Raw genomic sequence first — 25,933 nt, 5'->3', positions numbered from 1 at the left:
GGCACGCACGTCGCCCGCACGCTCACCCACACCAACAGGCCCATCCAGAGGGAGGACCGATGACCGCCGAGGCGCCCACCCGGCCCACCACGCGCACCGATCACCGGGTCACCCTGCACGTGATCGCCGCCCGTGACGGGCACCCGCTCACCCTGCTGCGCATCCGCGGACGGCACGAGCCCACGCGGGAGCCGGTGATTCTGGTCCACGGCGCCGGGGTGCGCGGGGAGATCTTCAGGCCCCCCGTGTCGCGGACCCTGGTGGACGCGCTGATCGACGACGGCTGGGACGTATGGCTGCTCAACTGGCGGGCCTCCATCGACCTCGACCCCGTCGCCTGGACCCTCGACGACGCGGCCGCCTGGGACCATCCCGCCGCGGTGCGGTACGTGAGCGAGGTGTCCGGGTCGCCGTCGATGAAGGCGATCATCCACTGCCAGGGCTCGACGTCGTTCGCGATGGCGGCCGCGGCGGGGCTGCTGCCGCAGGTGACGACGATCGTGTCGAACGCCGTGTCGCTGCACCCGGTGATCCCGGCGGTGTCGGTGTTCAAGATCCGACGGCTCCGGCCGCTGATCCAGTCGCTCAGTCCCTACCTCAACCCGGCGTGGGGGGACGAGCCGGACTCGCTGTTCGCGCGGGCTGCGAGGGCCGCGGTGAACGCGACGCACCGCGAGTGCGACAACGCCGTCTGCCGGCAGGTGAGCTTCACCTACGGGGCGGGGCGTCCGGCGCTGTGGTCGCACTCGAACCTCGGCCCGGACGTGCACGAGTGGATCCGGGGCGAGTTCGGGAAGGTGCCGATGAGCTTCTTCGCCCAGATGGACGCCTGCGTGCGGGCGGGTCACCTGGTATCGGTGTCGCGGCGGGAGGGGCTCCCCGAGGACTACGGCGTGAGCGCGCCGCAGACGGATGCCCGGTGGGTGCTGTACGCCGGGCGCGACAACCGCTGCTTCCTTCCCGAGAGCCAGGAGCGCACCTACCGGTGGTTGGAGGGGATTGAGCCGGGGAGGCACGCCCTGCACGTGGTGCCGGGGTACGGCCACCTGGACATCTTCCTGGGCCGCAACGCGGCGAGGGACATCTTCCCGGGCATGCTGGCGGAGTTGTCGCGCTGACCCCACCCGCCGGCCGAGCTCCCACGAGTCCACGAACCGGATGCAAGAGGCTTCGACGCGGTCGGTGGCGCTTCGCGCCCGACCGGCTCACCCAGCGGAGTGGTTGAGCCGGGCAGACCCTTCCCCGACGCTGGTTGAGCCGGGCCGAAGGAGCGAAGCGACGCACGCCCGCGTCGAAACCCACCCGGGATGGTCCGTGGACTCTCCCACGAGTCGACGATCCGGCCTACCGGAGGCTGTGACGCGGTCGGTGGCGCTTCGCGCGCGACTGGCTCACCCGGCGTCGGAGGGTGCGAGCAGCCGCGACAGCACCCGCCGGTAGCCCGCGCGCAGGACCAGCGCCGCCGTCGGCTGGAGGAAGCCCGGCAGCCAAGGCAGGTGCACCGACTGCTCCCAGCGGACGACGCTGCCGGTGGCCGACGGCGTGGCTGTGACGCGCACATCACCCCTGATCGCGCGACCCAGCTTCACGATAATCGCGTCTGCGGGCTCGAACGTCAGCGACTCGAGGCGCATCGGGTCGTCGAACCCGAACCGGCCCACCGCCGTGCGCCCCACGAATCGCGATCCCACCGCCAGCTCGTCCGCCGACACCGCGGGGCTCACCCTGGTCAGGGGGATGAGGCGGTTGTGCGCCCGCAGGTCCAGCACCCGCCGGAGCGCCTCGCTGGGCGGGCAGTCTGCGGCCACCTCCACGACGAACCGCGCTCGAACATGCATGAGCCCATGCTATGGCGGGGGAGGACTCCCATGGACGGCGGTTTGGGATGGGCCGGGCTGGGTACGGGAAGGGAGGAGGGCCACGACGGCCTTTCGCACGAGAGGAGAAGAACGATGCATGTCGAGATGCTGCGAACCCATCCGATCACCACCCCCGAGTCCTCAGGACTTGGAGACCTGCTGGGTGCACTCTCGGAGTGCGCTCAGGTGTGCACGTTGTGCGCCGACGCGTGCCTCGCGGAGGACATGGTGGCCGACCTGCGCGCCTGCATCCGGCTCAACCAGGACTGCGCCGACGTGTGCGCCGCGGCGGAACGGGTGCTGGCCCGCCGGGTCGAGCCTGACCACACCGTCGTCGACGCCGTCCTGGCGGCATGCATCGCCGCGTGCGGCGCGTGTGCAGCCGAGTGCGAGAAGCACTCCGACATGCACGAGCACTGCCGGGTGTGCGCGGAAGCGTGCCGACGGTGCGAGGAACTGTGCACCTCCTACCGCGGGTCCGTCTCCTGACCTGAGTTGCTCCGCATCCCGCTCGTACCCCGTCGGTATCGTGGTGCGGAGGAGGTTCGTTGATGATCCGCCCCGCATCTTCCCTTGTCGGAGCCTTGGCCGTCGCGCTGGGCGTCGCCGGCTGCGCACCCGGCCCTCCCTCCCCCACGCCCACGGCGAGCGGGTCGGCCTCGCAACCGGCATCCCCCAGCCCCGCGACCACACAGCCGAGCCCCACCCCTTCGGAGTCCCTCCTCGACTTCACCGCGGGCGAGCCCGTCCTGCTCGAGGCCCCGGGCGAACTCGGCCCCGACTGGTCGGAACTCCTCAGCCTCCCGTACGGGGAGGCCGACGACCAGCTGGGCACCTCCCTCGGCGGCGACGGCGAGGGCCTCGAGTGGGGCCCCAGCTACGGCACCCAGCTGCCCGACGGCACCTGGTGGATCCTCGACGCAGCCAACTTCCGCCTGGCCCACTACGACGAGACGGGCGGCTACCTCGGCGACGCCCCGCTCCCCGAGGAGCACCTCGCCCAAGGCGAGTACTTCCAGTGGCAGTCCCCGCAGGCGCTGGCGGACGGCACCCTCGTGCTGCAGAGCACCACCCCGGACCGCCCCGGCCTGCTGCGCCTGTCCGCCGACGGCACCTTCAGCCAGGTGGACATGGCGGAGTTCGTCGCGCTGAAGACCACCGACGGCGAGACCGTCTTCGGCTTCGACGAGGAGGGCGCCCCTGTCGCGGTGGACCCGTCGAGCGGCGCAATCTCGCCCGTCGGGGACTTCACCGGCCAGGCGGGACTCGCCTACACCGTCGAGACCGAACCCGGCAGCATCTCGGTGACGCTCGGCGAACTGACGACCGCGATCCCACTCACGGCCGCCGAGTACCCCGACGCGTTGCTCTACCCCGTCATCGAGGCCGCGACCGGAACCGACGGCGTGCTCACCCTCCTGATCAACGGGATCGTCGAGCTGGAGCCCGGCACCGCCGTGGACACCCAGGCGCTCCTGCGCATCGACGAGGCCGGCCGCGGCACCGTCGAGCCCCTCCCTCCCCTCACCAGCGGGTCCGACCCCGGCGACGGCGCCCGCCTGGGCATCCGGCTCGGCGACGACCGGCCCTGGCTGATGATCGTCGGCGACGACGCCCTCACGGTCTACCGCCGTGGCTGAGGACTGGATCGCCGGCCTGGCCGCTGAGATCGACGGCGAGCTCCGCGCCCGGGCAGTCTCCGAGCGGGCCGTGGGCGAGAAGGCGTACCTGAAGAGCGACCTCACGCACTACGGGGCCTCGGTGCCGGCCATGCGCGCCGCAGTCAGGGCTGCGATGGCGGGGGTGGCGCTGGACCACGACTCGCTTGTCGCGATGGTCGAGGTGCTGTGGGCCGAGCCGGTGCACGAGCGCCGCGCGGCCGCCGTCGAGCTGCTGGAATCACACCGCGGGCTCCTGGACGTGGCGGACGCGGACCTGCTGGAACGGCTGCTGCGGGAGTCGCGGACGTGGGCGCTGGTGGACTCGTTGGCGGCCTCCGTCGTGGGTCCGCTCACCGAAGCCGATCCGGCGTGGGGCCCCGTCCTGGACCGGTGGGCCGCGGACGGGGACTTCTGGATCAGGCGCTCGGCGCTGCTCGCCCACCTGATCCCGCTGCGCACAGGCGGCGGGGACTGGGCGCGCTTCACCCGCTTCGCGGACGCCATGCTGGAGGAGAAGGAGTTCTTCATCCGCAAGGCGATCGGCTGGATCCTCCGCGACACCGCCCGACGGCGCCCCGAGCTGGTCTTCGACTGGCTGCTGCCGCGGGCGGCCAGGGCGTCGGGGCTGACCGTGAGGGAGGCGGTCAAGTACCTCGCGCCCGAGCAGCGCGACGCCGTCCTGGCAGCACGCTGACCCGAGCGGTCAGGCGGTCGGCGGTGGTGGCGGGGGCTGCGTCGGCGGCGGGGGCTGCGCCGACGGCGGAGGCTGGGCCGGAGGTGTTGGCGGCGGGAACGGGGGCTGCGGCGACGGCGGGGGCTGGGTCGGAGGTGTTGGCGGCGGGAACGGGGGCTGGGCCGACGGCGGGGCGTCGTCGGTGGGACAACCGTCGTCCCAGGTGGGCGGCAGCGGCATCAGCCGTGGGCCGCCGGGCTCGTACGGCCCCTGGTCCAGCCGGAACGGCGGGTAGTCGTCCGTCATGAGGAGCGTGTAGGCCGTCACGCGCAGCTGCCACCGGCTGAACCCCATGGCCACCCGGTAGACCTGCTGCGGGTACGTGCCGGACACCAGCACCATGATGAGCGCGATGAGCACGAGGATCGGGACCAGGCCCGGCCAGTTGGTGTCGGTGGTGACCTGCCCCGCCTCGTTGTTGTGTGGGCGGCTGAAGCCGAACAGCACGGCCAGGATGATGTAGTGCGGGATGGCCAGCAGCCACCACTTCACCAGCACCAGCCCGCGGGAGAGCCGCTCGGGGTAGCGCACGTCCAGCCGCGCGGGATAGTCCGGCACGTCCGCGAGCGTGAACGGCGGGTAGCGGTCCGTGGCGCCTACGTTGTAGAGGTAGTACGACAGGCGCCAGCCCCAGCGCATGACGCCGACGAGGTAGTCGAAGGCCAGGCGCGGGTACCGGCCGGTGATGAGGATCGCGAAGAGCGCCCAGAACCAAGCGAACACCGCCCAGATCGCGAGGAAGGCGAGCACGATGAAGTGCGGGATGGCCAGGATCCACTTCACCAGCCAGAGCGCACGCGACACGTCAGGTCGCTCGGCGCCCTCGACGGCGACAGGGGCATCGGGACCGCGGAACGTATCCATGTCCATAGGGCGAATTCTTCCACTACGACCGGTAGAAGTTGAGCGTTTGGCCCGGTCAGGTCACGCGCGGGATCCGGCGCCGGACGTCCTCCACCGTCGCGGGTCCCGGCTCCCATGCCGCGACCCAGGGCAGGTCGTCGGCGATGTGCAGGACCCCGTCCTCCAGCCGCGCATGATGCCCGTCGAGCACCCGGCGCGCGAGGTGCCGGTCGCTGCGGTCGGAGTTGTGCCACAGCGCCCCGAACAGCGCATCGACCCTCACTCTGGACTGCTCGCAGAACGCCGCCGCGAGTTCCACGCCCTCGGGACTGGTCTCCCGCTCCGCCGTCGCCCGCACACAGGAAGCCGCCATGGCGAACAGTTCGGCGCCGATGTCGACGATCCGGCCCAGGTACGCCTGCCGATGCTCCAACCGGCCCTGCCAGCGAGCCATCCCCGCGAAGATCGACCTGGCGAGGCGCCTGGCCGCCCGCTCCACGTACCGCAGGTGCTCGGCCAGCGGCCCGTGCTCCCGGTACGCCCCGGGCACGGTGCCCGCACCCACGGCGAGCATCGGCAGCCACTTGGCATAGAAGGCGGAGGCCCTCGCCACCGCCTCGGCGCGGGCGCGCGTCGTCGCGTCCGGGTCGATGATCTCGCCGGCCACCTCGAGGTGCACGTCGACGGCCTCGCGCGCGATGAGGAGGTGCATGATCTCGGTGGATCCCTCGAAGATGCGGTTGATGCGGATGTCGCGCATGAGCTGCTCGACCTCCGCGGGGCGCTCGCCTCGGGCGGCCAGCGACTCGGCGGTCTCGTAGCCGCGGCCGCCGCGGATCTGGACCAGGTCGTCGATGATCCGCCACGCCATCTCGGAGGCGTAGAGCTTGACCAGCGCCGCCTCGATGCGGATGTCGTTGGCGTCGTCGTCGGCCAGCATGCTCGCCAGGTCAAGCATCGACTCCATGCCGTAGGTGGTGGCCGCGATGAACGCGATCCGGGTGGCGATGGCCTCGTGGTCCCCCACGCGCCGGCCCCACTGCACCCGCTCCGCAGCCCAGCCGCGGGCCACGTGCAGTGACCACTTCGACGCGCCCACGCACATCGCGGGCAGCGACAGCCGGCCGGTGTTGAGGGTGGCCAGGGCGATCTTCAGCCCCTTGCCGACGTCGCCCAGCACGTTGGCCGCAGGCACCCGCACCTGGTGGAACCGGATGAGGGCGTTCTCGATGCCGCGCAGGCCGACGAAGGCGTTGCGCCGCTCGACCGTGATGCCGGGCGAGTCCGCCTCCACGACGAACGCGGTAATCCCTCCCCTGCTGCCGGCGGCGGCCGGGACGCGGGCGAGCACGACGAACAGGCCGGCGATGGTGCCGTTGGTGGCCCACAGCTTCAGCCCGTCAAGGACGTAGGTGTCGCCGTCGGGCGTGGCCGTCGTGGCGAGGCGCGCGGGGTCGGATCCGACGTCTGGCTCGGTGAGCAGGAACGCCGACACCTCACCGGCGGCCACGCGCGGGAGGTATGCCTCCCGTTGTGCGGCGGTGCCGAACATCTTCACCGGCTGCGGCACGCCGATGGACTGGTGGGCCGACAGCATCGCGGAGACCGCGGGGTTGGCCGAGCCGATCAGCATCAGCGCCTTGTTGAAGTAGTACTGGGTGAGCCCCTGGCCTCCGTGCGACTCGGACACCTTCATCCCGAACGCCCCGATCCGGGCCAGGTCGGCGAAGGTCTCGTCGGGAATCATCGCCTCCCGCTCGATCCGGGCGCCGTCGATCCGGCGGCACGCCTCCTCGACGCGGGTCAGGTAGCTCTCCCCCTTGGCCCGGGCCGCCGGGCTGGGCGTGGGCCAGGGCTCGATGAGGTCCAGCCGGAGTCTGCCGAGGAACAGCTCCTTGCCGAAGCTGGGCTTCGTCCACTCGGTCTGTCGTGCCGCCTCCGCAACTGTGCGGGCCTCGCGGGCGCTGGGACCTTGGGTGGGCGCGGTTGTGGGGTGAGTCGTGGTGCTCATGATGCCCTCCAGGAACTCATTCCACGATACTCCTGGGCGGTCTCCGACGAGGCAGCAACGGCAGCCCGGCAGCCACCGCTCCTTGTCAGCCGGGGACGACGGCGGGACACTCTGATCCATGGAGGCCGCACCCTCGACGGGTCGTCGCGCCTGGCTCGACACCCTCAAGACCCTGCTGATCTGCCTGGTCATCGTCATCCACGGCGTCCTCAGCTACGCCGGCACGGTCGAGGTGTGGACGTACAGCGAGTTCCGCGAAGTGACCCTGAGCCTTCCGACGGAGGCCATCCTGTTCGTCCTCGTCGTGCCGCTCGGCCTGGTGATGATGCCTCTGCTGTTCCTCGTCTCCGGGCTCGTGGCCGCGCCGTCGATGGCCCGGCGCGGCCCTGCCGGCTTCGCGCGGGACCGCCTGGTGCGGCTGGGAATCCCCTTCGCCGTCTTCGCGCTCCTGCTGCAGCCCACCCTCACCTACCTCATGCGCCGCTCGATCGGCCGCGACACCGGCACCTGGGCGGAGGAGTTTCTCGGCACAGGCCGGCTCGACACCGGACCGGCGTGGTTCGTCGGCGTCCTGCTGATCTTCTCGCTGGCGTACGCGGCGCTGGTGCGGCTGGCCGGCCGCGACCTCGCGTCTGCGCGTCCGGTCACGCTCACCCACCTGCTCACGCTCGCGGCCGCCGTCGCCGCCGCCTCGTGGGCGGTGCGGCTGCACTACAGCTACGGGTCGGAGGCCGGCGCGAGCGACCTCAACTTCTGGGAGTGGCCGGCGTGCCTGGCCGCGTTCACGGTGGGTGTGGCGTCGTCGGGTGGGCCTGCCGACGGATCGTGGCTCGACGGCGTCCCGGCAGGACTGGCGAGGCGGTGCCGAACCGTCACGGTCGCGGCGTTGGTTGCGATGACGCTGTTGGTGGTCGCGGCAGGGATGGCGGGGCGGATTCCCGCGTTGCTCGGGGGGCCCGGCCCGTGGGCGGTCGCGTTCGCGGTGGTGGAGGCGCCGTTGGTGGTCTGCGGTCCGGTGTGGCTCGTCGGCGTCGCGCAACGGACCATGGGCCGGCGCTGGCGCGGCGACGCGGCGTTGTCGCGGCTCAGCTACGCGGCGTTCCTGCTCCAGGGGATTCCGCTGCTCGCTCTGGCCGTGCTCCTCAGACCGGTCGCGGCACCCGCGGAGGTGAAGGCTCTGGCGGTCGCGGCCGGCGGGCTCGTCGGCTCCTTCGGTCTCGCCTGGGTGGCCGTCCGGCTGCCCGGGCTGCGGCGGGCACTCTGAGGCGTGAGCATCCTCGTCACACGCGGCGGGGCGATCTTCACGCGCTGGGCCCAGGAGCACGCCGCCCGGCATCACAGTCACAGGTGGGCCGCAATACCGTCTGACAAGGGCATTCTCTTCTCGCGACGGCCTAGCCAACGGCTGCAGGGATCTCGGCCTGGACGGCCAGAAATTGCTCGAAGAATTTCTTGCCGGGAGGGCTTTCTGGGCCCGTTTCTGTCGGTGGTCGTTGACAGAATGGTTCACATGAGCGAGACAGTGGTGGACCTGGGGCAGCGGTATCTCGCCGCGCTGTGGGACGCCGCCGGCGCGCTCGGCACCGACGCCGCCGCGGTGCAGCGTCTGGCCGGGTTGGTCGACTCGATCGGCGAGTTCGAGGCCCAACTCGCGGGGTTGCGCCTGCACCTGCTCAACGAAGCCCGCCTGTCCGCCGCGGATGCCGTCATCGATCGCGTGCGGCAATCGGTGCGCACCACCCCAGCGCAGGCCACCGCCACGCTGCGCCTCGCCTCCGATCTCGGTGACCGATTCCCCCTGATCGGCGCCGCCCTCAACGACGGCGAGATCTCGGTGGCGCAGGCCGACGCGATCATCACCGGGCTCCGGAAACTCCCCCCACACCTCACCCGCGCCCAACTGGTCGAGTGCCAGGAGTTGATCCTGGCCCACGCCGACACCCTCGGGCCGTCCGAACTACGAATCCTCGCGGCCCGGTTGACGGAGGTCGTCGACCCCGACCGGGCGGATGCCGACGACGCCTGCCGCCTGGCCAGGGAGGAGGCCGCGGCGCGGCGGAACCGGTTCCTGCGCCTGGCCCCGGACCATCACGGCTCGATCCGCATCACCGGCCAACTCCCCGTCGCCGACGCCGCACTCCTGTCGGCGCAGCTCGACGCCCTGATGCCCGCGAAGTCCACCTACCCCCACACCGGAGAAGCAGCAGGCCCAGACACCCGCCGCGCCGACGCCCTCGTCCTGCTGGTCCAGCACGCCGCCTCCGGCGGCACCCTCCCCTCCCACGGCGTCGACCGACCCCACGTCCACATCACCCTCAACTACGACACCCTCGTCACCGGACTCGGCCCGGTCCAGGTCCTCGGCGTGGGCGGCATCGACGGCCTCACCGCCGGCGACGCGCGACGGATGGCCTGCGACGCCCGCCTGACACCCATGGTCCTCGGCGGCGCATCCCGGCCCCTCGACGTCGGCCGCACCCACCGCCACTTCACCCCCGCCCTCCGCGCAGCGATCACGCAGCGGGACCAGGGGTGCGTGTTCCCCGGCTGCACCGCCACCCCCGCCGGCTGCCAATGCCACCACATCGTGCCCTGGTGGACAGGCGGCCCAACATGCCTGGCCAACGGGGTGCTGTTGTGTCCGCACCATCACCGGCTCGTGGAACCTGATCCGTTGCAGTCCGCCGAGTCGCAGTGGCTCGTGCACCTCGATGAGGTGACCGGGCTGCCGTGGTTCACCCCACCCCGCCACATCGACCCCGCCCGCCGGCCCAGGCAGCATCAACGCCACCGGCTCCAACACCTCACACCCCAGGCAGGGGCACCACCCTGCCCACCGGAGGACGACGACTTGATCCTGGTCAGCTCCCCCGCCTGGCGTCAGTGACCCGCCCAACGCCGTCGCTGGTGAACTCGCGTTGGTTTCGACGCGGGCGCGCGTCGCTTCGCTCCTCGCGGCCCGGCTCAACCAGCGGTGAGTGGACGCGACGTGACCGCGGAGCGGTGGATGAGGGGGACCGGTCGCGGTGGGTCGGGCGTTGGGCGAGGCACGCCGGCGGTTTTGGGCGTGCCGAGGGCGCCCATGGGCGAGGCCGGTCCCCCTCAGCCGCCGCGGAACCCAACCGACACCCCTAGCCAGCGCCGGTTTCGACGGGGCGCCAACTCGGGTTGAGCCGGGCAACGCCGCGAAGCGGCGCTCAGTCGACGATCACCCTCGCCCGGGCGATGTTGTGCACCCGCCCCACGGAGGTGCCGCGATCCGCGGGATCCTGACTGGTGACCCTGGCCGCGACGAAGTAGGTGCCCGGCCGGTCGAAGCTCGTCGAGAACGCCTCCACGCTCGAGGTTCCGCCGTCCAGCTCCCGGGTCTGGCCGAAGTCCCCGACGCCGGCCAGGTCGAGGGCGAGCTCGCTGAGCGGGAGGCCTCCCGACGGCAACTCGGCCGCGACCACGACGTCGACCACCTCACCAGCGCGCACCCGAGCCACTTGGGCGCCGTTGACCAGCACCTCCACCACCGGTTGGACCCCCGCACGCTCGCTCGCGGCCGCAGGAATGGCCACCTGGCCGTCTGAGACGGTGTACGACGTGGTCCGCGCCGGCTCCACCCCGTCCTCCACCCAGGCGGCGAGCTGGCGCAGCGCCGCATGCAGGGCGCCGACGTAGGAGACGGTGTGCGTCCGCTCCTCCTGGCCCTCGGAGTCTCCGTGCGTCGCGTTGTCCATGAACCACAGGCGGAACCGGTGGCTCGCGTCGCCGCCGGCGTGCTCGTCGACGCGGCGCCGGTACCAGTCGGCCTGCCAGGGGAAGGCCTCCCTGTCGAGGAGGCAGGCTACGACGATCATCTTGCCGGTCACCGCCCCGGTAGGCACGGTCCCCGACGCGCTGGCCGTGAACAGGGGGCCCAGCAGCATCTGGCGCTGCGGGTAGATCGCCGAGCCCGACTCGTCGCGGAACTGGTCCCACACCTCGTACTCGGACCCCGGCACCTGGTGCCGGTGGTAGGTCTGGGCGGCGAGGAAGTTGGAGTTGTCCAGGACGACGGGGTTGCCCGCAGCGAGCAGCGCGGCGGTCGCGGCCTGTCCCGGCTCGAGGTGCACGACGTCCCCGTCGACCGACTCCACGCGGAGGGTCTGCCCCGCCGCCGCGCCGCCCGTGACGCGCAGCTCGGCACCCAGCATCCACCCCGATGGGGGCGGGTCGAGCCGAAGCTCCACCGGAGCCGCGACCACCCCGCCCGCGTTCCGGAACGACTCGTCGACGCCCCCGGCGCCGGCGGCATCCAGGCCGGCCTCACCCGACCCCAGGCCCACGATCATGGCCTCGTGCACCACCCGGTCGGCGTGGACGCCGGACTCCGGATCCGCGCCGAGGTAGCCGGGCTGCGTCCAGAAGTCGTCGGGATACGAGGGATCGGCGGCGAGCACCCCGGGGTAGAGCGCGCTGAAGCCGTGCATGCCCATCGTGCGCCAGCCGAACCACGAGCGCACCGGGAAGCCCATGCGGGTGACCTCCTCGAAGGCGGCCCGCTGCTCGGCGTTCAGGGTCAGCGACGACGGGTCACCGCCCACGTCGTAGGCGTCGGCGATGCCGGGGAGCACGTCGCGGAGGACGCGCTGGGCGTGCATCCTCACGCAGAACACGTTGGGCATCGCCATGGGGCTGCCGATGACGTAGGGCACGAAGCCGTCCCACACGCCCGACGTGTTCTCGGCCGCGCCGATGGTGCGGAACCCGCCACCGCTGCCGCCGTACAGATAGCCGTAGGGCCGGTGATCGCCGTAGATCGCGCGGGCGACCTCACGGGAGAACTGCGCCGCGGCCGCGTTGGCACGGTAGGCGCCGATCGTCGGATCCATCCCGGAGAAGGGATTGGCCGCGTCCGGCCCGCCGCCGTTGGTCTCGACGAGGTAGCCGCCGCTCGTGAGGGCGAAGGTGATCTTGTCCTCCTCGCCCGTGGCGAGCGGGGCGAGGTTCTCGCTCTGCGGCACGGGCGTCACGTGCTGGAAGAACCGCACCTGGTAGCCCTCGGCCGGCGGGAAATAGAAGGAGAAGCGCGTGTCGGTGCCGGCGAACCCCCCGTGGACGTACCGGTGCGGCACGGGGAGGGCACGTGCCTCGTCGACGTCGACATAGGGCGCCTCGAACCCAGGAACGTCGAGCTGCCAGGTGTCCGGGAGGCCTGCGTCCGCGTCGGGGCGGAGCGACGAGCGGCTGGGCTCTCCGGCGGGGATCGCCCTGTCGGCGAGGAGGGAGTCGGTCATGGGTCTGCCTTCGTCTCGTTGCGGAAGATGGTGTGGTGGATCCCGGCTCTACCGGGCGCGCTTGACGGGAAGGATGGCCACGGCGGCGATCGTGACGATCACCGCGCCCATGATCCAGACCCCGGAGTAACCGCCCGTGAAGGCGACGAGCTGCCCGGCGAGCAGGGGGCCGAGCGCCTGGCCGAGGTTGCCGCCGAGGGCGCTCATGCCGAGATCCCGCCCGGCCGTGCGCTTGTCCTGGATGACGTCGATGAACAGCGCCTGGTCCACCACCATGTACCCACCCAGCGCGATCCCGCTGATCACAGCCTGGATGAACAAGGCGGGCAGCGAGGGCCAGAACAGCGGCAGGAGGAACGAGGCCGCCATCAGCACCGAGGTCCAGAACACGAACGGCTTGCGGCGCTGGATGCGGTCCGACCAGCGGCCGCACACGAGCATCGACACCACCATGCCCGGGAGGGCGACGAGGCCGAGGAGCGGGGCCAGCTGGGTGGCCTCGGCCGCGCTAAGCGCCGGGCGGATGTAGCTCTGCATCATGAAGAAGCCGAACGCCGTCGACACGGCGTAGCCGAACATCATCACGATCTTGGCGAGCCAGACCCAGCGGTAGTCGGCATCGCGCAGCGGGATCAGGAACGACGCGAAGAACCCGCCCCAGCGCATGGGGGCGACCTCCAGCCCCCGGGAGGAACGGTCGGGCGCCATGAAGACGAATGCCAGGCACAACGCGAGCATCACCCCGGCGAACACGTAGTAGACGTCCAGCCCAATCGAGCCGAACAGGACGCCGGCCAGGACGCCGCCGAACACGCCGCCCACCATGCTGCCCAGGCCCGTGATCGCCGAGGCGCCCCCGAGCTTGTCCTCCCGGACGCGGTCCGCGACGGTGGTGTTGAGCGGCCCCTGGGCGATGTTGACCACCAGCTGCGCCAGCGCCCAGAAGACGGCGACGAGCAGGATCGAGTTCGCGTACCGCAGACCCACCAGCAGGCCCGAGCCGATCACGGCCCCGCCGAGGATCCACGGCGCCCTGCGCCCCCAGCCGGACCGGGTGCGGTCCGACAGCACGCCGGTGATGGGCTGGATGAACATGGTGACGAAGACGCCGATGGCGCTGACCAGCGCCAGGCTCTGGGCGCGGGCGGCATCGAAGCCGGCGAGGATGCCCAGGAGCCGGGTCTGCTCGGCGGTGGGCTGCACCGCCCCGGCGTCGACCTGGGCCTTGAGGTTGTTCAGTGCCACCAGGTCGACGGCGGCGTCGAGCCCCGTGAACCACTCGCGGAAGGCGATGCCCTGGATGTGGTTGGGCAGGATCACCCCGGCAGCGGCGCCCCAGAGCGCGACGATGCCCGCGGTGGCGAGGCCGTACCAGAGCAGGTATTTGCGGTACGGGCGCCCGCCCGAGTACCGGGCGGACGTGCCCGGGCTGGACGGCTCCTCCGTCATGGGGGCTTCGGCCTCGACGGCCGGCGATTCGGGGGTGGTCATGGGTGTGTGCTCCTCCTTGAGCGGCGTGGGCCTCGTGTCCCAAAACCAAGGAAAGCATGCTTTTCAGTCCGGGTCAACGACTGGACTCTGGGCCCAGTGCGCCCAAAGGTTGCGCCAAGCCTTGTTTTGGGTGACAGTGGGAGCGTGACCGACACCACCGCCCCTCGGAAACGAGGTCCCTACGCCAAGACACGTAAACGGCGCGAGCAGATCGGCCGCGCCGCCCTCGCGCTCGTCAACGACAAGGGGCATGAGAACGTGGCCGTCGCCGACGTGGTCGAGCTGTCCGGGCTGCCGGAGGCCACGGTCCTCTACCACTGCCCCACGCGGGACCACCTGTTCGTGGCCGCCCTCGAGCAGGCCGACCTCGACAGCGCGAGCGAACAGTTGAGACGCACGGGGGACCCCGCTGAAGGGATCCGCGCGTTGGCCGCCGCCGACAGGGGGCACCGCAACCGGGTCCGGCTCTTCACCGTCCAGTCCGCCAACGCCAGCGCGCCGGGGCACCCCGCCCACGAGTGGTTCATGGCCCGCGCCGCTATGGTCCGCCGCACCTGGGGGGAGTTGCTGGTGAGTCTCCAGCAGGAGGGCCGGGCTCATCCGGACATCGAGCCTGAGCAGTTCGCCCGGCAGATGGCCGCCGTCTGGGACGGCCTCCAGGTCCAGTGGTTGGTCAGCCCGGACTTCGACCTGCCAGGCGAGGTCGCCGACGCCTTCCGTGCCCTGACCCGGGCCGACTCCCTCGCCGCGCGTCGGGCTATCGAGCTCGCCGTCGCCGACCTGTAGGCCGGCCCTCCCCACCGCTGGTTGAGCCGGGCCGCGAGGAGCGAAGCGACGCGCGCCCGCGTCGAAACCGACGTGAGTTCGCCAGCGACTTGGCGGGCAGGATCCTTGAACCGTGTGCGGGTAGGTGGTTTCGGCGGGGGCTGAGCCGCAGGCGGCTCGGCGTGGCTCAACCAGCGGAACAGGGCGAGCCGCGAGGGGAGGTGCGGCCCGGTGCTCCGGTCAGGCGGCGGACAGGGGGTGGTCGGACAGCGCCCAGCCTTCGATGACGCGTGCGCCGACGGGGGCGGGGTTGTCCTTGAACTGGACGAATTCCATCGTCTCCTGCTCGATCTGCTGCCCGGTCTTCTTGTTCAGGATGTGCACCTGGTAGCGGATGGCACCCCAGTCCTTCTCGACGATGATGTTGTGGAACTTGCCCAGCTCGATATCGAATCCGTCGAACAGCAGGCCCATCATGTCCTTGTATTCCTGCAGCGTGTACCGCTGCCCGTAGATGTTGTAGTGCGCATCCGGCTCGTACAAGGTGTCGCACCACTCCAGCCACGCCTGGTAGCCCAGATTCCATTCACTGAAACCGTTGGTGAACCTGCCGCGGATCGCGTCTTCGAACTCTGTGCTCATTGTCGTTCCTTCCATTCTTCCTGGGTTATCCGCCATGGTCGGGTTCGGCCATGTCCGGCAATAAAGATCCTGCCTGTCCGACGGCCGGCCGACGTCGCCCGAAAGGACCGTCTCCGCCTACTGCGACCGCAGTACTGCACAGACGAAACCGGTGCAAGACTGGGGCGGTGCCATCCACCGACCGTGCCCTCCGCATCAGCAGCCGGCGCCGCTGGATCTCCGAGCTGACCGGGGGACCGTTCCTGGAGCGGGTTGGCGTAGCGCTCATCGTGCTGGCCTCGATCGTCGGACTGATCACCCAGATAGCCGAGGGCACCGGCCCGGCCGGCTACCTGGCCCTGATCCTCACCCTCGCCGGATGCGCCGTGAGCTACTGGCTGCTCTGGCCGGGCGTGCTGCTGGCCGTCAGCGGACCGCTGCTCGGCGGCCTCCTGGGCGCCGAGCAGGTGCTGGTGTGGACGCTGACCGTGTTTGCGGCCTTCCTGTGGTGCCTGCGCGGGGCGTCGGCGCTGATCGTCGGGCCCGTGGTGGGGCTGGCGAACTACGCGGCGTTCACCATCGTCACCGGGGACGGCTGGCTGGACCCCTTGGCGCTCGTCGTCGCGACGCTCACGTTGGCATCGGCGGCTGCCGGGAGTGCCGTGGCCTCCCGGCGCCAGTACCTTGCGGAGGCCAAACTGACCCGTGAGGCGGAGATCGAGCGGCGGATCAGCGAGGAGCGGCTGCGCATCGCCCGCGACCTGCACGACATGGTGGGCCACCAGACCGCCGTCGTGAACATGCACCTTGGCGCGGCGGAGGTCCATCTGCCGGAGGGCGCCGACCGGTCACGCTCCGACCTGGAGGCGGCGCGACGGGGCGTCCAGGCGGTGATCCGTGAGACGCACCAGATTCTCGACATCCTGCGCCTGTCCCCCGGCGACGACGCGACCGCGCCGAACGCGGACTTCGACCACCTCGCTGGGCTCATCAACTCGTATCGGGAACTCGGGATGGCGGTGGAGGCGCACCTGGATCCGGCACCCGCCGCGCTGGACGCCGAGGTGAGCGCGGCGACCTTCCGGGTGGTCCTGGAGGCGCTCACCAACGCCCGGAAGCACGGGACGGGGCCGGTCAGTCTCACCGTCCGCGAACCGACGAGGAGATCCGCGTCACCGTGTCGAACGAGGTGCGGACGGACCGTGAGCCGGGCGTCGGCGGCTATGGTCTGATTGGGATGCGGGAACGGGTCGCCTCCGTCGGCGGCACGCTGGAGGCCGGCCCGGTCGGGCGCATGTTCACGGTGCGGGCGACGATGCGAACGAACGGACGACGGTCATGACGATCAAGGTTGCGATAGTCGACGACCAGGACATGATCCGGGTGGGGTTGCGCACGATACTGGAGGCCCAGCCCGGGCTGGAGGTGGTCGCCGAGGCCGGTGACGGGTTGTCCGCGGTCAGGCTGGTTGGGAACGCCGACATCGACGTGGTCCTCATGGACATCCGGATGCCCGGCATCGACGGCGTCGAGGCGATCCGCCGGATTCGCGCGGAGCACGGCTCCGCCGGCCCCAGGATCATCATCCTGACCACGTTCGATCAGGACGAGTATGTGATTGCCGGGCTGCGGGCCGGCGCCAACGGCTTCCTGAGTAAGGGCGTGTCCCCGACTGAGCTCGCCGACGGGATCCGTGACGTCGTCGCGGGGGGCGGGGTGCTGTCGGCAGCGGCGGCGGCGGCCCTGATCGGCAGCTTGGCAGAGCCGGTCGTCCAGACCGACCCGAAGATGGTCGCTCTCTTCGGGCAGCTCACCGCCCGGGAGCGCGAGATCGTCGAGGCCATCGTCGCCGGCGGCGGGTACACCGACATCGCCAGGACGCTGTTCCTCTCGCCGCACACCGTCAAGACCCACGCGAACCGGGCGATGAACAAGGTCGGGGCGCACGACCGGGCCCAGCTCGTCAGCTACGCCTACCGCGCCGGGTTCGGCACGGGGTAGCGCGGGTCTGGGCCCGGCTCTGTTCGGGCGGTCAGTGGATCAGGACCACCTTGGTCACCACGATGATGAGCCCCAGCACGGCCAGCGCGATCCCTGCGAGCACGGTGCTGCGCGTGACCGGCTCATCCCGGAGCCGTGCGACCACGACGCCCATCAGAGCGATGCGCACCACGATGATGAGCTCGGCCAGGATCGTGGTGATCATCGCCGGCACCCCGAACAGCACCGTCAGCAGCAGCAGTCCGCTCGGGAGGAGGCCCGCCGTGAGGATGGGCGTGGAGTCGCGGGCGTTACTCAGCAGGCTGGCCTTGGACCAGGTGGTGGTGACCACCCCGGCGAAGATGTGCACGAGGAAGGTCGACAACGCGGTGGCGATCACCGTCACCACGCTCTGTCCCGTGATCTCGCTGGGGGACACCTGGACCAGCGCCGCAAGGACCAGGATGTTGCCGTAGACGAATGCCGTGCTCCGGTGGGTGGCGTTCTCCGGGGGCAGGGGGGTGCTGCGCGCGAACCAGCTGCGGGGCGAGGATCCCTCCCCCGCGGATGGGTTGATCGGAGCGCTGGGCAGTGTGGTGGGACTCATCGGTGCTCCTGGTCTCGCGGTAGTTGGGTGCCCGGCGTCACGCCGCGACGGCGCCGGACCGCGCGGTGTCGGCGGCGGGGTCGACGCGCCCCTCGCTCCTCAGCCATTCGATGGTGTCCACCATGGACTCGGCGAAGGGGCGCGTGCGGAAGCCGAGTTCGGCCCGCGCCTTGGAGGAGTCGAACTCGTTGTTGCGGGTGAGGTTGTACACCGCGAAGCTCGTCAACTTGGCGGGCTTGTTGGTGACGTTCTGCGTGAGGTCGCTGACCCGGCCGAGGGCGATCCCAGCCCACGCCGGCAGGATGGTGCGGACCTCCTTGGTGCCGGTGGCCTCGCTCAGCACGTGGAACATCTCGCGCATGGTCACGCACTCGTTGCCGAGGATGTACCCCTCACCCTTCCGTCCGCGATCGCAGGCGGCGACGATGGCGTGGGCGAGATCGCGGGCATCGACGGCGTTGAAGCTTCCGGCCACTCCCACCGGCATCTTCCCGGCGCAGTAGTCGACGATGAAGCCGGCCACCGGACCGTAGGCGTAGTCGTCCGGGCCGCAGATGCCCGTCGGGTACACCAGGGTCGCGTCGAGGTCGTGCTCGCGCACGGCGTCGAGCACCAGCTGGGCGGCCATCGCCTTGGACTTGCCGTAGTACCCCACCACCGCGTCGGGATCGAAGTGGTCGACCTCGGTGATCGGCGTGCCCTTGGGCTGCTCCGGGATCGCCCCGGTGGAACCGACGTAGACCAGCTTGCGGACGTGGTTGGCCAGGCAGGTGTCGATGATGTTGCGGGTGCCGGTGACGTTCACGTCGTGCACCAGCCGGCTGAATCCGCCGTTGACGGTGACGACGGCGGCACAGTGGATCACCACGATGTCGTCGGCGCCGGAGAAGAAGCGCTCGAGGCTGGCCGGGTTGGTGACGTCGCCCTCGTAGAGGTCGACGGCGGCCGGAACGCGCTCGGCGGCCGGGTCGCCCGCGAGGACGAGCCCCCGGACCCGGCGCCCCTGGGACAGGAGTGTCGCGGCCACGGAGCTGCCGAGATTGCCGGCGACGCCGGTCACGAGGTAGCAGGTGTTGTTCAGGTCATGGGTGCTCATCGAGGTGCCTTTGCTCGGGATGCTGAAGTCGCTCTCCAGTGCTTCACATCCTCATCGCGGGCGGGGCATCCGCCATCCGCCGGGCGCGGTGATCCCACGTACCGCGTCCGCGGTAGTACGCCGCCCCCACGCTTCACGCCCACCGGCCTGTACCGCATCCGCAGTAGTCAGGACGGTTCGTGCAGGCGATGGAAGGGGCCCCGAACCGGCCAATGATGGAACCACCAGCTCATCGCTGGGCAACACCACACCGGCACCGCCGAAGAAGGAGCACCTGACATGTCCGAGAAGATCACCACCACCGAAGAGTTCGAGGTTGACGGAGATGGCCTGCTGGCCAAGGTCCGCGAGCTCATCCACGAGGGCAACGTCCGCCGCGTCATCCTCAAGCGCGAGGACGGCACCATCCTCCTCGAGATCCCCCTCCAGGCCGGGCTGGCCGTCACGGTGCTGACCGCGGCGCTCGCCCCGGCCCTCATCGCGATCGGCGCGATCGCGGCCGTCGTCTCCCAGGTCACCCTGGTCGTCGAGCGCGACGCCGACGACAGCCCGACCGACTGATCGTCGGCGCGTCCCCGCCGGCGGAGCCGGGGCCTCCCCCCGCCGGCGGAGCCGGGGCCTCCCCCGCTGGTTGAGCCGGGCCGCAAGGAGCGAAGCGACGCGCGCCCGCGTCGAAACCGACGCGAGTTCGCCAGCGACTTGGCGGGTGGGGGCAAGGGGTGGGCCGGTCAGGCGGTGACCTCGATGGTCGCCGTCAGGGTGCAGGTCGAGTCGGCGCCGACGAACACGTCGACGACGGTGGCGTCCTGCACCCACCCCTCCGTCACGGTGCTCCAGTAGCGCAGCTGGTCCGGGCCGAGGTCGAAGGTGACCTGCCGCGACTCCCCCGCCGCCAGGTGGATCCGCTGGAACCCCTTCAACTCGCGCACCGGGCGCGTGGAGGTGCCGAACCGCTGGTGGATGTAGAGCTGCGCCACCTCGTCGGCCGCGACCTCGGAGGTGTTGGTCACCGTGACCGACAACTCCGTCGACTCCCCCACCGCGAGCCGCTCCGCCACCCTCAGGTCCGAGTACCCGAAGCTGCCGTACGACAGCCCGTGGCCGAACGGGTAGAGCGGGGTGCTCGGCTCGTCCCAGTAGCGCTTGCCCTGGTCCTGCGGGGCGAAGGTCCGGTAGTGGGAGTAGACCATCGGCACCTGGCCGACGTGGCGCGGCCACGTGAACGGCAGCCGCCCCGCCGGGGACACGTCCCCGAAGAGGGCGCGGGCCACGGCGTCGCCGCCGCGGGTGCCGGGGTACCAGACCTGGAGGATCGCGGCGGCGTGCTCGTCGGCCCAGCGCAGGTCCAGCGGGCGGCCCGACATCACGAGCACCACCGTCGGCGTGCCCGTGGCGTGGACCCGCTGCAGCAGCTCGAGCTGACGCCCGGGCAGGTCGAGGGTGGAGGCGGAGGCGTTCTCCCCGATCATGTTCTGCGGCTGCCCCACCACCACGACGGCGACGTCAGAGGCCTCCGCCAGCGCGACGGCGCGCTCCAGCTCGGCGTCCTCGTCGAACCCGTCCGGCGTCCGGGGCAGGCCGCCGTGCTCCTGCTGGTCGAACATCGACGGGTACAGCCGCTCGGGCACCGCCGTCGCGGGCGCGTAGCCGACCGTCACGCCGTCGCCGGCGCGCCGCGTGAGCCCGTCGAGGATGGAGACCGCCTCGGCGGTGTCGTGGGCGAAGACCCAGGGGCCGAGGGTGTCGCGGGGAGAGTCGGCGAGGTGGCCGAGCACCGCGATCCGGGCCCCTGCGGCCGGGCGCAGCGGGAGGGCGCCGTCGTTCTTCAGCAGCACGAAGGTGCGCTCGGCCGCCTCCTGCGCGGCGTCGCGGTGCGCTGCCGCGGCGAGCACCGCGGCGGTGGCGGCCTCATCGGCGAAGGGCTGCTCGAACAGCCCGGCGGCGAACTTCGCGGCGAGCACGCGGCGGACGGCGAGGTCGATTGTGGCCTCCTCGACCAGCCCCTGCCCGACGGCCTCCGGCAGGCGCGAGTACGCGGGGTCCATCATGCACATCTCCATGTCGAGGCCCGCGTTGACGGCGCGGGCGCCCGCGTCGGTGAGGTCCTTGGCGAAGTGCTGGGTCTCCAGCGAGCGCACGGCGTTGGCGTCACTGACGACGAACCCGTCGAAGCCCAGTTCGTCGCGCAGCATCTCCGTGAGCAGGCTGCGGTTGCCGCTGGCCGGAACGCCGTTGAGGTCCATGTAGGCGCTCATCACGTTGCCCGCGCCCGCGTCGATCGCGGCCTTGAACGGCGGGAAGTACACGTTGTGCAGCTCCGAGTCGGAGATCTCAGCGTCGTCGTAGTCGCGGCCGCCGCGCGCCGCGCCGTAGCCGGCGAAGTGCTTCGGGCCGGCGATGACAGACTCGGCGCCGCCGTCGCCCTGGAACCCGCGCACCTGGGCCGCCGCCATCGCGGCGCCGAGCACAGGGTCCTCGCCGGCGCCCTCGAAGATGCGGCCCCAGCGGGGGTCGCGGGCGACGTCGACCATGGGCGCGAACGTCCAGTGGATGCCGGCGGCGCGGGCCTCGCGGGCCGCGACGCGCTGGGCGCGCTCCGCCGCCTCGGGGTCCCACGACGCGGCCAGCGCGATCGGCGCGGGGAAGATGGTGCGGAAGCCGTGGATGACGTCGAAGCCGAACAGCAGCGGGATGCCCCACCTGCTCCCCTCGACGGCCATCCGCTGCAACCTGTTGGCCTCAGCGGCCTCGCGGACGAACAGCAGCGACCCCGCCCCGCCGCGACCCAGCGCCGCCTCCACCATCTGCGGCTGCTGGGCGAAGGCCCGGTGCTCCTCCGGCAGGGAATCGAGGTCGATCCCCTCGGTCATCTCGGCGGGGAAGCCGAAGTAGAAGTACTGGGTCAGCTGCCCGGCCTTCTCCTCCAGCGACATCCGGCCGAGGAGGTCCTCGACGCGCTCGGCGACGGGCAGCGTCGGGTCCTGGTAGGCGAACTCAGGCATGGGTCAGTACTCCTCGGGGGGTGGGGACGGTGGTGGTGAGGGTGGCGACGGCCTCGCCGTGGGCGCGGGAGCGGACGCTCACCCGCACGTCGCCGGGCTCGGTGGTGGCGCGGATCACCGCCAGGGCGCGGCCGCGGAACAGCTGGTCGCGGGGGTCCGTGTAGGAGCCCAGCGGCGCGGGGTCGGCGCTGCCGAGGCCGGCCAGGGTCGCTGGGCCGTCGACGACGACCTCCACCTCCTCGCCGCTCAGCATCACGACGGTGCCCGCGCCGTCGACGAGCTCGATGGCCAGGTGCGCGAGGTCCTGCCCGTCGGCGTCGAGGACGCTCCTGTCGGGCTGGACCCGCAGTCGCAGCGAGCCGGCGGCGGAGGCGAGCGCGGAGCGGCCGACCTCCCGGCCCTGCCTGCGGGCGATCGCCTCGAGGGTGCCGCGCTGGTAGGGGGTGCGGAACCTGGCCACGAACCCCGCGCGGCGGCCGGCGCGCTTGACGCCGAGCGACCTGCCGTCGAGGAGGAGCTCCACCTCGTCGGCTGACGAGTAGACCTCGATCTCGGCCCGCCGGCCGTCGCCGGCCGGCCAGGCCCAGCTGGCCACCGCGTCGGTGGCGCGCCAGGCGGCGCGGTTGGTGCGACGGGTGTCGCGGTCGAGCGGGCGGACGAAGACCGCGGGCTCGTCGGTCTGCTCCCACACGGCCCGGGCGAGCGCCATGGGTGCCCCGGGGACGCCCGTGATGTCGATGGCGCCGGGGCCGGCCGCCAGGTACGGGTACGGCTTGGCGAACGCGCTCGACTCGTCGCCGTAGGTCCAGGTGCCGATGCCCGCCTCGCCGAGGTAGTCCCAGCCGGTCCACATGAAGTCACCGACGACGTAAGGCAGTTCCTTGACCATCGCCCAGTTGCCGGCGATGTGGAACGGCATGGTCTCGGTGCCGACGATGACGCGACGGGGGTGCAGCTTGCCGTCCTTGCGGTAGCGGGCGTGCGCGTAGTTGTAGCCGGCCACGTCCAGGACATCGAAGACCCCGCGGCTCGCCTTGTCCGCCGCGGGCAGCGCCGCGGCCTTCGCCATCAGCGAGCCCATCTTGCTGACGAGCAGGTTGTAGCCGGTGCTGGTGAGCGCGTTGCGCCTCGGCCTGGCCGCCGCGGCACCCTGCTTGTTCTTCTCGTTCTGCTTCTCGTGGCCCTCGAAGACGTTCTTGCCCTTGGCCGCCGACATGTTGAGCATGAGGTTGATGCCGGCGGTCACTGGGACGGAGTCGTCGAACTTCTTGACGTGCGCCACCATGAGGCGCGCCGCCTCGATGCCCTCGGGGGTGCCGCTCTCGGCCACCTCGTTGCCGATCGAGTACATGATCACCGACGGGTGGCAGCGGTCCTTCCGGACCATCGACTCGAGGTCCGCCTCCCAGGTTTCGGCGAAGTGGAGGGCGGCGTCGTGGGCGGTCTTGGTGCGGAACCACACGTCGGTGGACTCGTCCATGACGTAGAGGCCCACCTCGTCGCACGCGTCGAGCATGTCGCGGGAGAGCGGGTTGTGGGAGCTGCGGATGGCGTTGAAGCCCTGCTCCTTGAGGATCCGGGCGCGCCGGAACTCGGCCGCGCGGAACGTGGCCCCGCCCAGGATGCCGGAGTCGTGGTGGACGCAGGCCCCGCGCAGCAGGGTGGTGACGCCGTTGATCCGCAGCCCGCGGGCGGCGTCGACCTCGACGGTGCGCAGCCCGGTCCGCAGCTCCTGGCGGTCCAGGACCTCGCCGTCGGCGATGACCTCCACGGTCACGTCGTACAGGTCGGGGCGCTCGGCCGACCACGGCCGGGCGTCGGGCACCTGGAGCTCCAGGGCGACGGCGGCGCCGTCGACGCGCGCCGACGCCTCGGCCCGGGAGCCCTCCCGCCGCAGCGACACGGCCACCTCGACGGGGCGGCGCTCGTCGTTGTCGAGCTCCACCGTCGCCGCCACGGTCGCGGTGGCGCCGAGCGAGCGGGTGACCAGGTGCACGCCTCCGGGACGGATGCGGACCGGGCCCTGCTCCAGCAGCCACACGTGGCGGTAGATGCCGGAGCCGGAGTACCAGCGGCTGTTGGGCCCCTCGGAGTTGTCGACGTGCACCTCGATGAGGTTGTTGGATCCCCGTTCGATCAGGTGGTCGATGCGCACCTCGAACTCGGTGTAGCCACCCAGGCAGCCCCCGGCCTCGGTGCCGTTGACGAGCACGCGCGCCTTCCGGTAGACGCCCTCGAAGAACAGGCTCACGCGGCCGGGGTCGGCCGGCGCGCGCCACGTCCGGCGGTAGACGTAGGTCCCGCCGGGGAACCACCCGGTGTGGCTGCCGTTGTCCGTGGTGGCGCTGCGCTGCTCGTGCAGCATCGCGTCGTGGGGGAGGTCGACGCCCCGCCAGGACGCGGCATCGGAGCGGGTCCACTCCCACCCGTGATCGAACAGGGTGCGGCTCATCGGTGGTCGCCCTCCTTCAGCTCGTCGGCCAAGGTGATGACGCCCTCGGACTTGGCGGCCTCGGCGCCGAAGGGCTCGGCGGGGGCGGTCTCGCCGCCGCGGGCCTCAAGGTCCGCGTGGATCTGGGGCAGCATGGCGTCGAGCTTGTAGAACTTCAGCAGCACGATCGCGGCCAGCGCCACGACGGCGGGGATCCAGGTGTAGAGGGCATGGATCGCGAACAGGGCGGACTCGGACTGGGTCTCGGCCGTGCCGTCGTAGCCGAACGCGCCGAGGAACAGCCCGGCGCCGGCGAGCGCGAAGCCCTGGCCGATCTTCGACGCGAAGCCGTGGATGGAGCTCAGCGTGGACTCGAGGCGACGGTTGCCGCGCCACTCGTTGTAGGTGGCCGCGTCGATGAGCAGGACGCCCACCATGTACGAGACGGGCAGCACGCCGATGCCTCCGATGATGGCGGCGACAGCCAGCAGCGGGATGCTCGCGCCAGCGAAGGTGGCGATGGCGGCGCCAACGATCGCCAGCGCCTGGCCGATCATGATCAGGCGCGACAGCGTGAAGCGGCGCATCATCCTGGGGATGAACAGCACGGCCGGCAGCGCGAGGATGGCGGCGAAGAGCACCACCGACAGGGCGCCGAGGTCGCCGACGATGTAGCGGAAGTAGTAGCCGGCGGCGCCGGTGTTGGTGGGGATGTTGCTCAGCAGCCCGAGCCCGCCGAGCATCCAGATCCACCTGTTGTCGCCCAGCACCGTCTTGATGTCGGACCAGCGGATCTTCTCGTCGGTGGCCTCGGTCTCGTAGATCTCCTTGACCAGGAAGAAGCGCCCGAGCCCGATGATGACGATCGGGATCGAGATCAGCAGCATCGCGTTGGACCAGCGGCCCGGGTCCTTGCCGGCCCAGTTGAGGACCATCGGGAGGGCGATGCTGAGGATCATGGCACCGACGGTGATGATGACGCCCTGCGCGGCGTTGAGCTTGGCGTAGGCCCCGCGCGAGTTGAACGCCCGCGCCATGTAGAGGGTCTGGTTGGCGTAGCACAGCGTGGCGAAGACGGAGTTCACGAAGGTGTAGGTGACGAAGATCCAGATCGCCTTGCCCACCGTGCCCAGGTCCGGGACGGAGAACAGGAGCCAGTTGCAGGCCCACACCCCGACGATCGCCCATTCGTACGGACGGGCGCGGCCCCAACGGGTGCGGGTGCGGTCGACGACGTAGCCCGCGATGAGGTCGGTGAAACCGTCGAAGATCTTGCTCACCATGAGCAGGGTGCCGACGAGACCGGCCGACAGGCCGAGGGTGTCGGTGGCGTAGAGGGTGAAGTACCCCAGCACGATGAAGTTCGCCGCCAGGGAGAAGCCGCGCGACGACCATCCGAAGGTCTTGACCGCGCCCACGTAGTCGGGGGCGGAGCGTTTCGCGGTGCGCCGTTCGGCGCGGGTGAGGGTTGAGGTGGACATCAGTGATCTTCCTGTCGTCGTTGACTCCGGTTCAATATGAAGTACACACCCAATTTAGACGGAACGTCAACCCTGTGACGAGACAAAT

At 71.1% G+C, this 25,933-nt stretch carries 21 protein-coding genes; 10 read left to right on the top strand and 11 right to left on the bottom strand.

What is annotated here, in order from left to right:
* The first annotated feature begins 59 nt into the window (after positions 1–59).
* The gene (locus ACX1D3_RS04165) at positions 60–1,118 is read left to right on the top strand and encodes an alpha/beta hydrolase family protein (protein ID WP_458995728.1); all 1,059 of its coding nucleotides are present in this window, start codon (positions 60–62) and stop codon (positions 1,116–1,118) included.
* 273 nt (positions 1,119–1,391) lie between these two features.
* On the opposite strand, the gene ACX1D3_RS04160 is transcribed toward ACX1D3_RS04165, so the two are convergent.
* Entirely contained in the window at positions 1,392–1,838 is a 447-nt protein-coding gene (locus ACX1D3_RS04160) for an SRPBCC family protein (protein ID WP_458995727.1), read from the bottom strand.
* A gap of 114 nt (positions 1,839–1,952) precedes the next feature.
* Between ACX1D3_RS04160 and ACX1D3_RS04155 the strand changes: the two genes are divergently transcribed.
* From ACX1D3_RS04155 to ACX1D3_RS04145, 3 genes are all read left to right on the top strand, one after another.
* Positions 1,953–2,348, top strand: a complete 396-nt coding sequence (locus ACX1D3_RS04155) for a four-helix bundle copper-binding protein (RefSeq protein ID WP_458995726.1) — start codon at positions 1,953–1,955, stop codon at positions 2,346–2,348.
* A gap of 62 nt (positions 2,349–2,410) precedes the next feature.
* The gene (locus tag ACX1D3_RS04150) at positions 2,411–3,499 is read left to right on the top strand and encodes a DUF7485 domain-containing protein (RefSeq protein ID WP_458995725.1); all 1,089 of its coding nucleotides are present in this window, start codon (positions 2,411–2,413) and stop codon (positions 3,497–3,499) included.
* A complete protein-coding gene (locus ACX1D3_RS04145) occupies positions 3,492–4,214 on the top strand; it encodes a DNA alkylation repair protein (protein WP_458995724.1) in 723 nt (240 codons plus the stop codon). Before ACX1D3_RS04150 ends, ACX1D3_RS04145 begins: the two co-directional genes overlap by 8 nt.
* A gap of 9 nt (positions 4,215–4,223) precedes the next feature.
* On the opposite strand, the gene ACX1D3_RS04140 is transcribed toward ACX1D3_RS04145, so the two are convergent.
* The gene (locus ACX1D3_RS04140) at positions 4,224–5,117 is read right to left on the bottom strand and encodes a DUF4389 domain-containing protein (protein ID WP_458995723.1); all 894 of its coding nucleotides are present in this window, start codon (positions 5,115–5,117) and stop codon (positions 4,224–4,226) included.
* A 55-nt stretch (positions 5,118–5,172) separates the two neighbouring features.
* Entirely contained in the window at positions 5,173–7,107 is a 1,935-nt protein-coding gene (locus ACX1D3_RS04135) for an acyl-CoA dehydrogenase family protein (protein WP_458995722.1), read from the bottom strand.
* Between the two features lie 118 nt (positions 7,108–7,225).
* On the opposite strand from ACX1D3_RS04135, the gene ACX1D3_RS04130 reads away from it, so the two are divergent.
* The gene (locus ACX1D3_RS04130) at positions 7,226–8,371 is read left to right on the top strand and encodes an acyltransferase family protein (RefSeq protein WP_458995721.1); all 1,146 of its coding nucleotides are present in this window, start codon (positions 7,226–7,228) and stop codon (positions 8,369–8,371) included.
* A 246-nt stretch (positions 8,372–8,617) separates the two neighbouring features.
* The gene (locus ACX1D3_RS04125) at positions 8,618–9,994 is read left to right on the top strand and encodes an HNH endonuclease signature motif containing protein (RefSeq protein ID WP_458995720.1); all 1,377 of its coding nucleotides are present in this window, start codon (positions 8,618–8,620) and stop codon (positions 9,992–9,994) included.
* Between the two features lie 310 nt (positions 9,995–10,304).
* Here ACX1D3_RS04125 and ACX1D3_RS04120 read toward each other — a convergent pair whose 3' ends face one another.
* Together ACX1D3_RS04120 and ACX1D3_RS04115 are read right to left on the bottom strand one after the other, a co-directional pair.
* The gene (locus ACX1D3_RS04120) at positions 10,305–12,371 is read right to left on the bottom strand and encodes a hypothetical protein (RefSeq protein ID WP_458995719.1); all 2,067 of its coding nucleotides are present in this window, start codon (positions 12,369–12,371) and stop codon (positions 10,305–10,307) included.
* A gap of 48 nt (positions 12,372–12,419) precedes the next feature.
* A complete protein-coding gene (locus tag ACX1D3_RS04115) occupies positions 12,420–13,862 on the bottom strand; it encodes an MFS transporter (RefSeq protein ID WP_458995718.1) in 1,443 nt (480 codons plus the stop codon).
* 144 nt (positions 13,863–14,006) lie between these two features.
* Between ACX1D3_RS04115 and ACX1D3_RS04110 the strand changes: the two genes are divergently transcribed.
* A complete protein-coding gene (locus ACX1D3_RS04110) occupies positions 14,007–14,648 on the top strand; it encodes a TetR/AcrR family transcriptional regulator (RefSeq protein ID WP_458995717.1) in 642 nt (213 codons plus the stop codon).
* A gap of 219 nt (positions 14,649–14,867) precedes the next feature.
* Here the strand turns inward: ACX1D3_RS04110 and ACX1D3_RS04105 are convergent, their stop codons facing one another.
* Entirely contained in the window at positions 14,868–15,269 is a 402-nt protein-coding gene (locus ACX1D3_RS04105; protein ID WP_458995716.1) for a hypothetical protein, read from the bottom strand.
* 167 nt (positions 15,270–15,436) lie between these two features.
* Between ACX1D3_RS04105 and ACX1D3_RS04100 the strand changes: the two genes are divergently transcribed.
* Together ACX1D3_RS04100 and ACX1D3_RS04095 are read left to right on the top strand one after the other, a co-directional pair.
* A complete protein-coding gene (locus ACX1D3_RS04100) occupies positions 15,437–16,480 on the top strand; it encodes a sensor histidine kinase (RefSeq protein WP_458995715.1) in 1,044 nt (347 codons plus the stop codon).
* Positions 16,481–16,586: 106 nt separating this feature from the next.
* Positions 16,587–17,249 (top strand): response regulator transcription factor, encoded by a 663-nt coding sequence (locus ACX1D3_RS04095; protein WP_458995714.1) that lies wholly within the window; start codon positions 16,587–16,589, stop codon positions 17,247–17,249.
* 31 nt (positions 17,250–17,280) lie between these two features.
* On the opposite strand, the gene ACX1D3_RS04090 is transcribed toward ACX1D3_RS04095, so the two are convergent.
* Both ACX1D3_RS04090 and ACX1D3_RS04085 read right to left on the bottom strand, forming a co-directional pair.
* The gene (locus ACX1D3_RS04090; RefSeq protein ID WP_458995713.1) at positions 17,281–17,835 is read right to left on the bottom strand and encodes a hypothetical protein; all 555 of its coding nucleotides are present in this window, start codon (positions 17,833–17,835) and stop codon (positions 17,281–17,283) included.
* A gap of 37 nt (positions 17,836–17,872) precedes the next feature.
* On the bottom strand, positions 17,873–18,931 hold the full coding sequence (locus ACX1D3_RS04085) for an NAD-dependent epimerase/dehydratase family protein (protein ID WP_458995712.1): 1,059 nt from the start codon (positions 18,929–18,931) through the stop codon (positions 17,873–17,875).
* A gap of 279 nt (positions 18,932–19,210) precedes the next feature.
* On the opposite strand from ACX1D3_RS04085, the gene ACX1D3_RS04080 reads away from it, so the two are divergent.
* Entirely contained in the window at positions 19,211–19,492 is a 282-nt protein-coding gene (locus ACX1D3_RS04080) for a DUF4342 domain-containing protein (RefSeq protein WP_458995711.1), read from the top strand.
* A gap of 167 nt (positions 19,493–19,659) precedes the next feature.
* On the opposite strand, the gene ACX1D3_RS04075 is transcribed toward ACX1D3_RS04080, so the two are convergent.
* Genes ACX1D3_RS04075 through ACX1D3_RS04065 form a run of 3 tightly spaced genes read right to left on the bottom strand, consistent with a single transcriptional unit; the run spans position 19,660 to position 25,845 of the window.
* Positions 19,660–21,933, bottom strand: coding sequence for a glycoside hydrolase family 3 N-terminal domain-containing protein (locus tag ACX1D3_RS04075; RefSeq protein ID WP_458995710.1), 2,274 nt, complete (start codon positions 21,931–21,933; stop codon positions 19,660–19,662).
* Complete coding sequence (locus ACX1D3_RS04070; protein ID WP_458995709.1) at positions 21,926–24,385, bottom strand: glycoside hydrolase family 2 TIM barrel-domain containing protein; 2,460 nt, start codon at positions 24,383–24,385, stop codon at positions 21,926–21,928. Before ACX1D3_RS04070 ends, ACX1D3_RS04075 begins: the two co-directional genes overlap by 8 nt.
* Positions 24,382–25,845 carry an MFS transporter gene (locus ACX1D3_RS04065; protein WP_458995708.1) on the bottom strand — a complete coding sequence of 488 codons (1,464 nt, stop codon included), beginning with the start codon at positions 25,843–25,845 and terminating at the stop codon, positions 24,382–24,384. The genes ACX1D3_RS04070 and ACX1D3_RS04065 overlap by 4 nt, the downstream gene beginning before the upstream one ends.
* Positions 25,846–25,933 lie beyond the last annotated feature (88 nt).

It is taken from the genome of Tessaracoccus yangjingae, from assembly GCF_054483935.1.
The sequence above is the reverse complement of the archived record's forward strand: the minus strand, read 5'-3'. Positions and strand labels throughout refer to the sequence as shown.